The organism is Bradyrhizobium sp. BR 10289, assembly GCF_019455385.1.
Taxonomy (GTDB): Bacteria; Pseudomonadota; Alphaproteobacteria; order Rhizobiales; family Xanthobacteraceae; genus Bradyrhizobium.
In genome coordinates this window covers 364,967-376,315 of record NZ_JACOFR010000001.1, presented here as the reverse complement: position 1 = coordinate 376,315, position 11,349 = coordinate 364,967, and the positions used below count along the sequence as shown (strand labels likewise).

The following is an 11,349-nucleotide window of genomic DNA, read 5'->3' as shown; positions in this document are numbered from 1 at the left end:
ATCCAATTATTCGCTTCGATGATCACTCATGGCTCATCGCGCATCAGGCTTCTTTCGCAGTCAGCCTCCGGCCGCCTGATAGGCCAGGCGCTTGAACTCGAAGAAGAACGGATTCCAGAAGCCCATATGGCGCTGGGCCATCAGCACGCCTGATGTGTTGGCCTGCGGGCAAACCCACCAATGGGTGCCGGCGAGGCCGCCCCACTGGAATTCGCCGGTGGAGTTCGGGGGATCGAACTGCGTCGGCGCGAAGGTGACGGCGCCGCCGAGACCAAAGCCCTTGCCGGGCATCGGCCCGAGATTGGCGAAACGGATGGTCTGGCCCGCCGGCAGCTGATTGGTCATCATCAGTCGCAGCGTTTCCGGCTTCAGCAGCGCGTCCGGGCCGGGCACCAGCGCGCGGACAAGCGCGAGCATGTCCGGCAGGGTCGAGACCAGCCCGCCACCGCCCGACTGCCGCGGGAACGGTCGAAGATAGGCCTGCGGATAAGGCAAATTGTCCGCGCGTGTGAGGCCGGGTTTCATCGGATCAAGCACGTCGGCGCCCGTGTAGTGCGCGACCAGCCTGCCCTGCTTTGCGTCCGGCACGTAGAAACCCGTGTCGGTCATGCCGAGCGGGTCGAAGATGCGCGCCTTGAGGACGGCATCGAGAGATTTTTCCGACACCACCTCCAGGACGCGGCCGAGCACGTCGGTCGCCACCGAATATTCCCAGGCCGCGCCGGGATGATAGGACAGCGGCAGATCGGCCAGCTTGTCGATCATGTCGCTCAGCGGCGTCAGCGGATTGAGCACGCCCGCCGCATTGTAGCCTTTGAACAGCACTGAGCCGGGATCGAAGATGCCGTAGCTGAGGCCGGAGGTGTGGGTCAGGAGCTGCCGGATCGTGATCGGGCCGTTCGCCGGCTCGACATCGGCAAGGCTTGTCGCACCCCGCTTCAGGACCTTGCGATGGCCGAGCTGCGGCAGAAATTTTTCGATCGCATCATCGAGCCCGATGCGGCCCTCCTCGACCAGCAGCATGATCGCGCAGGTGACGAAGATCTTGGTGTTGGAGAACGCGCGAAAAATGTGGTCGGACCGCAGCGCCGTCTGCGCCTCGCGGTCGGCGAAGCCGACGCATTGCTGGTCGATGACCTCGCGTCCGCGCAGCACCGCCCACGACGCGCCAGGAATGATCTCCTGATCGACATAGCGCTGCATCGCCGTCCGTACGGCGGAAAAATCGGTTGCCCCGGTACCTGTCCTGGCGTCCATGAAATGCGGCCTCCTGTGTTGGTTGAGATGGATATAACGACGAATTGGCTGCGGGGAAGCCCATCCGCCGGCGGCCGGGTGAACTCCGGCCGCATCGGCATTTTTGTTTCGCGGCATGTTCATCGGGGCGCGAGCAACACAACGAAAGCCGCTGAAATCCTGGCGGCAAGACCTCGTTAAGCCAGCGACCTTTAGCCTCACACCCATGTTCAGCGTATTCCTGGCTTCAGCATGGGCAACCGACAATGACCTCGATCTCCGCAGCCTCCACCAGTTCGTACTCTCCACTCGACCGCCTTAAGAGCGAGCTCACCAAGGAAGTCTCGGCGGGCACCATCAGCTCCAGCGACGAATCGGCGCTCTCCTCCGCGCTCGACGACATCGATTCCGCGATGAAGAGCGGCGCATCCAGCTCCAGCTCGTCATCTCCGCCTTCGCCCGACGAGATGCAGTCCAAGATCGACGACCTCATCCAGAGCGAGGTGTCGAGCGGCAAGCTGACCAGCGATCAGGCCAGCGAGTTGAAGAACGTCTTCGCCAACACGTTCTCCGGCGATGCCGGTGGCCCGCCACCACTGTCCGACGCGAGCAGCAGCAGTGACTCATCGGGCACGAGCAGCACGGACTCGACGTCCTCGTCCAGCTCGTCCTCCGCCACCACCGCCGAGCTGATGAAGGAGCTGATCTCGCTGCTGCAGAACGCGACCAGCCAGTCGACGTCCTATGGCTCCAGCGGCACTTCCAACTCGTCCGCGGCGAGCTCGCTGCTGGTCGACTACAGGACCTGACGGTCTATGGCCCGGCGCTCGCCGCCGGGCCTCATTCCTGCTTCATGAACGCGGTGACATGCAGCCGGCGACGGATGTGCATGCCCTGCCGCTGATAGAGCGCGATGGCGGACGTGTTGCTCGAAAACACGTGCAGGAATGGAATCTCGCCGCGCGCCTCGATCTGGCGCGCGACGGCCGACAACAGCGCCTGGGCGTAGCCGCGGCCGCGATAATCGGGATGCACGCAGACCGCGGTCATCTCAACGAACTTTCCCGGCTTCATCCGCTCGCCGGTCATCGCGACCAGCTCGCCACCGGCGCGGATGCCGAGGAACGTGCCGAGCTCGTGCGTCCGCACGGCGAATGGACCGGGCTTGGTCAGCTCGGTCAGTGCCATCATGGCGGGAACATCGGCGGCGCCCAATTTGACGATCTCGGCGTCGCGCGGCGAAGTGTCGGCGGGCGAGCCGATCATCTGCTCGCCGGTCTCGGCCAGCACCACCTTGAATCCGGCGGGAATTTCGACCGGCTCCGGCGTGAACAGCGCGGCGACGTGCGATCCCGACATGAGATCGCCGAGCGCGGCAAAGCTGGTCGCGGACATGTCCACCATGTCGGCGAATGGCGTCATGTCGACGGGGTAGCGCAACGCGCGCGGCCCGCCTTCAGCCAGATGCTTCTGGCTCGTCGTCAGCGCGCTCCAGATCGGGCGATCCAGCAGCCGCTCATCGCTGTCCAACACCGGCCTAGTCCTTGTCGAAGCTGACGATGACGGCCGCATTGGCGATCAGGATGGGATCGTTGGCCACCTCCGTCGCCGAGGGAATCTCGAGCCCGCCCTTCACCGCAGTCACGGTCACCGTGCCGTAAGGCAGCTCCTTCGCGACGGCGTCCGTGTCGACAGCTTCAGGGTTGGGCACGCCGATCGTGACATCGACGAACATGTCGTTCGCGGTCTTGCCGATCATCCGGAAGAAGCCGAGGCTCGAATGTCGGATGGCATCCGACACCGCACGCTTGGCGGCCTTGGTGGCGTCCCTGCCGTGAACGTCGACGCCCATGCCCATCTCGGTGACACAACGAACGCGAGTCATTTCATCTTCCTGTGGTTGGTGTGGTGATGGAGAGTGTTGGGGATTGGAGAGCGCAACACAAGTGCTCCTCTCGTGCCCCGGACGCAGCGCAGCGCCCCTTGGCCGTGCGCTGCAGAGCCGGGGCCCATGCATCAGGCTGCTCTGCAGCTTCCTGGGTCCCGGCTCTGCGCAGCAGCGTAAGAACGCTGCAGCGCGTCCGGGACACGAGACCGCACTCACGCCTTCGCCTTCTCACGGGCCCGCAGCTCGTCGACCAGCACGCGCACATTCTCCGAATAGTCGATCGGGATGACCACCACATGCACGCCGCCTTCCTTGAAAGCGGCATCGAGCGTCGGGGCAAAACTGTCGATGCTCGCGATGCGATGGCCCTTGGCGCCATAGGCCTTGGCATAAACGACGAAGTCGGGATTGCCGAAGGTCATGCCGTAATCGGCGAAGTGGTCCACGGCCTGCTTCCAGCGGATCATGCCGTAGGCGTTGTCCTCCAGCACCAGCACGACGAGGTTGAGCTTGAGGCGGACCGCCGTCTCCATCTCCTGGCTGTTCATCATGAAGCCGCCGTCGCCCGCGACTGCGAGCACGCGGCGGTCGGGATAGAGCATCGCGGCCATCATCGCCGATGGCAGGCCGGCGCCCATGGTCGCCAGCGCATTGTCGAGCAGCAGCGTGTTGGCGACGCGGGTGCGGTAGTTGCGCGCGAACCAGATCTTGTACATGCCGTTGTCGAGCGCGACGATGCCGTTCTCCGGGATGACCTGGCGGATATCGTGCACGATCCGCTGCGGCGTCGGCGGCCAGCGCGCCTCGGTGGCGCGGTCGGCGATGCGGCCGAGGATCTCTTCACGCAGCGGCAGCAGCGCCGCGGCCCGCGGCAGCTTGCCTTCGAGCCGGTCGGCCAGCAGCTCCAGGCTCGGGCCGACGTCGCCGATCACCTCGGCGTCCGGGAAATAGACCTGCTCAACGCTTGCCGAGGTGTAGCTGACGTGAATGACCTTGGGCCCCGACGGCCCCATGATGAAGGGCGGCTTCTCGATGGGGTCGTGACCGATTGCGACGATCAGGTCTGCGGCGTCGATCGCGTCGTGGACATAGTCGCGCTCCGACAGCGCCGCAGTGCCCATGTAGAGATTAGTGCCGCCGGGCACGGTGCCCTTGCCCATCTGCGTCGTGAAGAACGGAATGCCGGTCCGGCGCACGAAGCTGGCGATGCCATGCGTCGAGCGCGGCCGGCTCGTGGCCGCCCCCATCATCACCAGCGGGCGCTGGGCGGCCAAAATCATCTCGGCGGCACGATCGAGCGCGGCGCGATGGGCGACGGGAATTTCGATCGGATGGACCGGGATCACGGGGACGGCCTCGACCTCATCGCCGGCGATATCCTCGGGCAGTTCGAGATGCACCGGCCCGGGCCGCTCCTCCATCGCCACGCGGAAGGCGTCGCGCACCACCGTCGGAATGCTGGAGGCGCTGACGATCTGCCGCGACAATTTCGTCAGCGGCTTCATGGTCGCGACCACATCGACGATCTGGAAGCGGGCCTGCCGGCTGCTCATGATCGCCTTCTGGCCGGTGATCAAGATCATCGGCATCGCGCCGAGATGGGCATAGGCCGCACCGGTGGACAGGTTGAGCGCACCGGGGCCGAGCGTGGAGAGACAGACGCCGGGCTTGCCGGTCAGCCGGCCGTGCGTGGCGGCCATGAAGGCGGCGGCCTGCTCGTGGCGGGTCAGCACCAGCTCGATTTTGGAAACGCGCAGCGATTCGACAATGTCGAGATTTTCTTCGCCGGGCACGCCGAAAATACGGTCGACGCCTTCATTCTCCAGCGCCGCGACGAACAGGTCCGATCCTTTGACTTTGTGGCTCTGCCCGCTCATGTCGACTCCGCCTGCTGCTCGCGCCCCGTGATCAGGGAGCGGGGACATCGTAGCGGGTTGCGGCGCGTGCACAACTCACAAAGAGGCGTGCGACTGCATCACCGTCGTCTTTGCAAACGCCGCGACGGATCCGCCGAAGCTTTGACGAAGGCGGAAAGCGATCCTGAGTCTTTTCGCGGCGGCAGTATCAATCCCGTCATCCTGAGGTGCTCGCCTCTTCGGCGAGCCTCGAAGGATGTACGGCCAGGATGCATCCGGGCCGTCGCCCTTCGAGGCTTGCTCTGCAGCGCGATGCGCAGCAGAGCGCGCACCTCAGGGTGACGGCGATGGGTTGGTGCTCGCGGCACCTTTTTGCATTTGAGCTTCAATCTCGGACACGCCTTCGCGGCCTCGCGGCTTGTTCGCCCGAGCTTTGCTTCATCGCTTCACCCTCAAATTGAAAGAGGGCGCAGGGAAGACCGGGAGCCCACTGGCACCCGAGGTCCACTGTGCGAAGGTTGCGCTACAAGAGGCTGCACAGCGGCATACAGGTGTAGCCGGGACATCCCGGCCTTCCCTGCGCAGTGGTTGGAACGGCGTATGTCGTGCTCTCCCCGGGGAGCGTTGCACTTTTGCCCCCGTCACCTTGCGGATGGCTGATGCGCGTGTCCGGTTGGATCGCCGCATCACCGCAAGACTTGGCGCACAGACCCCGGGCGCCAGGTGTGACGCGCAGGTTCATATGACACCTCCCGGGATCAGCCGGGATTATCCGGGAAACGGCGGGAAGTGATTGGAATGCAAGGGCTTGGGCGGCCCTCGGCGCGCATTTGCGATACAGACCGCGCGCAAGTTCAAATGTCACCCCAAGGCGTCGGCGCGCACAAAACTGCTGGAAAACACGGAGCGGCGTTCCGAACTCGGACTCAAATCCGGGCTTTTGCGTCAGCGAGTCCGAGTTCTACCAAATCGACGCAAAATGATTGTCTTGCAACGGTTTAGCGGCCGACGCGCGAACCTCCGTGGTGGCGAACTCGGACTCGGAACTCGGACTCTTCAGCGCCTCCGTCTGCCGGCCGTGATGATCAGCTCCCGCGCCTGGTGTGCCTTGTTGCTGCGGGCGACCGAATAGGTCAGGCGCACCGGCCGCAGGCGGAAGCCGGCGAACGTGCGGCGGATCTCCGGGACGTCGTTGATCGACATGGGTCGAACAGGCCTGCGCCGTAGTCCTTCTCGCCGCCAAAGTACGGCGGGTCGAGAAAGAACAGCACGCCCGGACGGTCGTATCGCCTGATGAACTCGGCCCACGGCAGGCATTCGATCGTGACGCCTGCAAGCCGCTCGTGCAGTTCGTCCAGCATGGGCGCGAGCTTCGCCGCGTTGAAGCGCGCGCCGGCCGGATCGACACCGAAGTTGCGGCCCGCCACCTTGCCGCCGAACGCCGTCCGCTGGAGATAGAGAAAGCGCGCGGCACGCTCCAGGTCGGTGAGCGTCGCCGGATCGGTTGCCTTCAGCCGCTCGAACTCGGCGCGCCCCGTGATCTGCCATTTCAGCATGTCCATAAAGGGCACGTAGTGGCGCTGCAGGATGCGAAAGAACGTCGCCACGTCGCCGGAGCGATCGTTGATGATCTCGCCCTTCCTCGGCCGCCGCCGGCGCAGGAAAACCCCTCCCATGCCCACAAAGGGCTCGGCATAAGTCTCGTGCGGAATCCGTTCGATGGCGGCGACAATCGTCTTCGCCAGCTGCTTCTTGCCGCCGATATAGCCCGCGGCCGGCTTCACCGGCCTGTAGACAACTCCTGTACTCATCTCTTCGAATCGCTCCGCCCCGCCTACGGTCGCCGCGCTGCGCAGCAGCGGCGGGTCGGCGGGAACGAACTCTCTCGTCGTGCGGGTCTTTCTGCCAGGATCGGCCCGCGGTTTGCAGCGTTTGCGCGCTGTCGACCCCCGCCACTTCCATGCCGGGAGCAATTCTCATTCGTCGAGCGCCTCTTCGAGGCTCGCCGGCATCTCGCCGGGCCGATAGGCGAAGCCGGGATCTATGCCTTCGGGCACCAGCACCGTCCGCGTGCTGCCATCGGGCAGCCGGATCGTCTTCTCGACCATCTTCGAGAGCGGAGCGCGCTTCGAGACCTTAAGCCCGTAGCGCCGCAGATCATCATCGGAGAGGCTGTCGACCCAGCAATGACAGCCCCAGCCGTTCGGCGGGTAATGCGTCTGCCACCATGGATGATCGACCGGCAGAATCGTGCCGTCCCACTTCTCGTGAAGCGGGCGCGGATGCTTCTGGCCTTCGAGATGGCGGTAGATCAGATACGGCCGCGTGCGCTTGACGCGCTGGATCTGCTCCCAGCGGCCGGCGGCGTAGGCCGTGCTCATGTTGGTGTCGAAGATGACACGGCTGCGCCAGTTGCGCGAGCCGTTGTAGCTCCAGCCGTGCTCCTCGACGATCTTGTCGAAGTCCTTCCGAAAGGTCTCCAGCGTCTCGCCGCTCTCGATCGCCTTGTTCACGGCGTCGTGGAAGTCGGCGACCAACTGATCCGTCATCGCACCGGCGACGGTGAAGCTTGCCGAGTGCTCCTGTTGCCAGAGATCGGTCCATGCCGACGTCGGAACGTTTGCTTTCTTCCTGAGAAAGTCGATTGCCTCGGTCGGCTGGACTGCAAACGGCAGCACCTCGGCGTGCAGCGATGCCCAGGAGCAGCCGCACGCGCGCGGAATCGAGGTGTCGTGGTACTTAAGCATCGGGAATCTGCGCCCGGCCGGTCAGATTCGCGATGGTGCGCGCCATTCGCATCAATCCGGCGAGGTTTCGCTCGGCAATTCCGGGCTTCAGCTTGCGCAATTCCTCCTGCACCTGGTGCAGCGAGGTCGAGCGCTCGACAACTGCGCGAATTTCGTCGATCACGGCATCAGTGCCCGGCCCGCAGAGCCTTTCGGCCTGCTCGGCGAGCGCCGCGATCGGGTCGTGCACCTCCTGCATGCGCAACCTCGCGTTCAGCGATGGCGCAGCTGGCAAGGTATCGCCGCCGAAGCCGCCGAATGACGGCGCCTGCGCCGGTGTGGTCAGCAATTCGTCGCCATCTTCCGGCAACGGAATGCCAAGAAGGTCGTTGAAATACGTTCTGCCGACCTTCAGCCCCATCGGCACGAGCTTCGCGGCGCTCTCGACGGTCAATTGAACGTCGGTGTCCTCGGACCGGCCGATACGCAGCCGCGGATAGGCTTTCTGCGCGCCGAATTGCAGGTCGATGCCCGACCGAACCAGGTCGCGGTTGAGAATCGCGCTCAGAGCCTTCGCATCTGCGCGCTCGATGTCTTCCTGAACCTGCCGATGCTCCTTGCCGACCGCGTGACCGCCTGCGATCGCATCGGTGGTTGCGGTCTGGCCCAACACGGCCTTGGAAACCTGCTGATCGAGCCAATCAGCGCGCTTCTGGTAGAGGTCGCTGCCAGGCCCAACGTTCTTTGCCTCGACGAATTCGATCTCCATCGTCGCCGGGATGATCGCAGCACAGTCGCCGGCGATGTTTGCGACCGCGGTGAAAAGCGTGTCCTTGTCGCCCTGCGTCGTGCCGGCCGGATACTTGCCGACGCGCACGGGCTGGCCGTAAGTCTGTGTGAAGATCGTCCAGTCGCGCTGCACGAACGCCTTGAACATCCAGGCCCATGCGACCAGGCGCGACAGACCGGACCGGATCGGAAGGCCCGACTTAGCGCGGATGACAGTGGTGATGAACTTGAACGGCGTCAGCGGCGTTTCGCCCGACGACGTCATCGGCACGGTGCCGACGCCGTCGGCGCTGTAATCGCCCAGCAAGAGCGGCGTCTCGCCATCGTTGCGATCGAACCGGAACCAGCGCGGATCGCGCCAGGCGAGCTTCTTGATGGCCCAGTCGCCTTCAGATGTGTCCCAGATGATCTCGGTGATGCTGATGCCCTTGCCGATCGCATCGAGCATATCGAAAAGCTCGTCCTGGAGCGTATCGCGCTTCAGGATGCCTTCGACCCAGGCCGCATGCGCCTTCGCCTCCGAAGTGTCGTCGGCTGGCTCGACTGTGATGTCGAGCTGCGAGACCTGCCGCTTCCTCGTGCCGAGCACACCAGCGTAATGCAGGTCTCGCTCCTCGATCTGCTCGGCCAGCTCGAAGAAGCGGAGCGGATCATAAGCGTCCGCGGCCTTCAGGATATTGGCGAGCCGCACCGGATTTAGGCCATCGGCCGGATATCCTGATATCGGCGAACGCACGCTGCCGATGCGCGGCCCGGCGATCTCCTCAGTCAACACCTCGCGCTGAATGGCACGGCCGAACTGATCGAGGATCGGTGACGTTTTAAGGGCCATTAAAAGCCTCCTCGGATGCGTGTGCCGAGCGGCGCCTTCCACCAGGCTCGGCCTTCATTGTCGTCATCCGGCGGCCCGCCGGCTGCGCTTTTGGTGGACGCCGATTGATACCCGGCCTCCCAATAGTCCTGTCGGGACGCGAAGTAGGACAGCATGCCGGCAATCGCGGAATCGCCGTGGCGGGGAAAGCCGTCCGTGCCCTTGAAGCGGTGATCGTCCGGCACCTTGATGATGCCGCCGACATAGGCGAGCGCCTGGTGGTCGCGTAGCACGTCATCGTGCTTCGGCCTGACGACGGTCTTGTCGCCGAACGCCTCGACGTAAGGAGTCGCGTTCTGCCGATACCATTGCTGGCTCAGCTTCACCTCGTGGACGCCGGCATACTTCAGCGCCGCCGCTTCCGCGAGATAGGCGCCGTTGCCGCTGGCATCGAGCGCACCGGCGCCGCGACGCGGCAGCCGGTCGATGATGTAGAACAGGATATCGCGCTGCTGATCGAACGGCACGTTGCGCAGCTCGGCCAGGAACGCGCAGACGCGCGTCAGATCATCCTCGATCGCATCGATCAGGTAGTCGCTGCCGTCGCCGGTGCGGGCGAAGTCGACGCCGAACACGTGCCGCAGCTTCGGATCGAGCTTGTCCAGTACCGGCTTCAGCTCTCTCTCGCAGAACAGCAGCGCCTCGGCCTTTCGCTTGTCCTCCGGCAGATTCTTGAAGCTGTCCGGCTGTGCCCATCGAATGATGGGGATGCCGCCGCGCATGCAAGCCTCGATCTGCACGCGTGTCAGCGCCGCTCCTTCCGACTCTGCCGGCTCGCAATCCAGTTCCTGCTTCATCGCCGCAGTACGCACGCCATAGGCGGCGCGGATCTTCGCCTCCCACTCGATCTCGGCCTCGTTTGACCAAATCTTGCCGGTCATCAGGCACACGCGCCGGAACAGACCGTTGTCGATCGCCTTCTGGAACGGGATGAAGTGCAGACTGAAGGGGATTTTCCCCGCTTTGGCTTCGAGGATCAGCTCATTGAACGGGCTGAGCACGCCGTTATGGGTGGAGATCACGACGATCTTGCCGCCCCAGATCAGCAGCGCGTTGACCGCATCGAGCACGGCGCGCACGTCCTTGTGGAACGCCGCTTCGTCGATGACGACCTTGCCTTGCAAGCCTCGGATGTTCTCCGGCCGCGACGACAGCGCTTCGACCCGGTAGCCCGACGCGAAGATGACGCGGAATGCCGAGATAAAGCCCGATGATCCGTCCTCTTTCTGATCCTCGAAGAGGAATTCCTCGATCGCCCCAGCTTCGCCGGCGACAACGCGGGCGAAGTGCGCGACATAGCCGATGAACTCGCGGCCCTTGTCCTTGGTGTCGCCGATGTAGAAGACGTTCATGCCGCCGGCAGCACGGCTTTTCGCCGCCAACAGCGTGTCGTCGAGCGCCTCGGCGAAGGTGATTCCGGTGCGGCGGCCCTTCTCGCCGAGCTTGAGATCGCTCTCGTCCTCAAGCCATTCGCGCTGATGCTTCATCAGCACGCCTTCGGCGAGCGGATCGAACCCCTCCGGCAGCTCGGCGCCGCGCAGCAGCTCCTCCGGCAGTTCGGCCGGGTTGCGTGCGAGAACGGGCGCTGTGGAGGCGGCGGTAATCATTCGTCGAGCGCGTTCTCGTCGAACCGTTCGTCGTCGTGATGCGGCTCTTCCTCGCCGGTGAAGACGTCGTTCTCACCATGGTCACGATAAGGGATTGCCGCGGGTGCGGCCCGAAGCCGCTCGGCATAGTTCATGACGGTCTTCTCGTCCGTCGGCGTGTAAGAGAAAAGCGAGCCGCCGCCGTAAAAATGGCTCGACCAGGTGATTTCGCCTTCGGCGGGTCCGAGCTTCGGCACGTCGATTCGTATCATCTTCGCCCCGAACCGCTCGACCTCGCTCGCGCGGCCAACATGCCGGCGGTGGCCGAACACTTCGACGATGGCGAATTCCCACACCGGCTCTACGCCGGCAACGGTCGCGTCTTCCATTGCAGCTC

9 protein-coding genes and 1 pseudogene are annotated in these 11,349 nt (G+C 64.4%); 1 reads left to right on the top strand and 9 read right to left on the bottom strand.

Annotated features, from left to right (window positions below):
* Window positions 1-60 precede the first annotated feature (60 nt).
* On the bottom strand, window positions 61-1,257 hold the full coding sequence (locus HYH08_RS01940; protein ID WP_220008044.1) for a serine hydrolase domain-containing protein: 1,197 nt from the start codon (window positions 1,255-1,257) through the stop codon (window positions 61-63).
* A gap of 245 nt (window positions 1,258-1,502) precedes the next feature.
* Between HYH08_RS01940 and HYH08_RS01935 the strand changes: the two genes are divergently transcribed.
* Window positions 1,503-2,045 carry a hypothetical protein gene (locus HYH08_RS01935; protein ID WP_220008043.1) on the top strand — a complete coding sequence of 181 codons (543 nt, stop codon included), beginning with the start codon at window positions 1,503-1,505 and terminating at the stop codon, window positions 2,043-2,045.
* Window positions 2,046-2,076: 31 nt separating this feature from the next.
* Here the strand turns inward: HYH08_RS01935 and HYH08_RS01930 are convergent, their stop codons facing one another.
* The 8 genes and pseudogenes from HYH08_RS01930 to HYH08_RS01895 all read right to left on the bottom strand — a co-directional run bounded on the left by HYH08_RS01930 (window position 2,077) and on the right by HYH08_RS01895 (window position 11,341).
* Window positions 2,077-2,808 (bottom strand): GNAT family N-acetyltransferase, encoded by a 732-nt coding sequence (locus HYH08_RS01930; protein ID WP_220008042.1) that lies wholly within the window; start codon window positions 2,806-2,808, stop codon window positions 2,077-2,079.
* Entirely contained in the window at window positions 2,774-3,121 is a 348-nt protein-coding gene (locus HYH08_RS01925) for a Lin0512 family protein (RefSeq protein WP_220008041.1), read from the bottom strand. The genes HYH08_RS01930 and HYH08_RS01925 overlap by 35 nt, the downstream gene beginning before the upstream one ends.
* Before the next feature lie 215 nt (window positions 3,122-3,336).
* Window positions 3,337-5,001 carry an acetolactate synthase large subunit gene (locus HYH08_RS01920; protein ID WP_220008040.1) on the bottom strand — a complete coding sequence of 555 codons (1,665 nt, stop codon included), beginning with the start codon at window positions 4,999-5,001 and terminating at the stop codon, window positions 3,337-3,339.
* A gap of 1,035 nt (window positions 5,002-6,036) precedes the next feature.
* A pseudogene (locus HYH08_RS01915) lies at window positions 6,037-6,791 on the bottom strand (DNA adenine methylase).
* A 165-nt stretch (window positions 6,792-6,956) separates the two neighbouring features.
* Entirely contained in the window at window positions 6,957-7,727 is a 771-nt protein-coding gene (locus HYH08_RS01910; RefSeq protein ID WP_220008039.1) for a phage head morphogenesis protein, read from the bottom strand.
* Window positions 7,720-9,327 (bottom strand): DUF935 domain-containing protein, encoded by a 1,608-nt coding sequence (locus HYH08_RS01905; RefSeq protein WP_220008038.1) that lies wholly within the window; start codon window positions 9,325-9,327, stop codon window positions 7,720-7,722. Before HYH08_RS01905 ends, HYH08_RS01910 begins: the two co-directional genes overlap by 8 nt.
* Complete coding sequence (locus HYH08_RS01900) at window positions 9,327-10,973, bottom strand: hypothetical protein (protein ID WP_220008037.1); 1,647 nt, start codon at window positions 10,971-10,973, stop codon at window positions 9,327-9,329. Before HYH08_RS01900 ends, HYH08_RS01905 begins: the two co-directional genes overlap by 1 nt.
* Window positions 10,970-11,341, bottom strand: a complete 372-nt coding sequence (locus tag HYH08_RS01895) for a hypothetical protein (RefSeq protein ID WP_220008036.1) — start codon at window positions 11,339-11,341, stop codon at window positions 10,970-10,972. The genes HYH08_RS01900 and HYH08_RS01895 overlap by 4 nt, the downstream gene beginning before the upstream one ends.
* Between the last annotated feature and the right edge of the window lie 8 nt (window positions 11,342-11,349).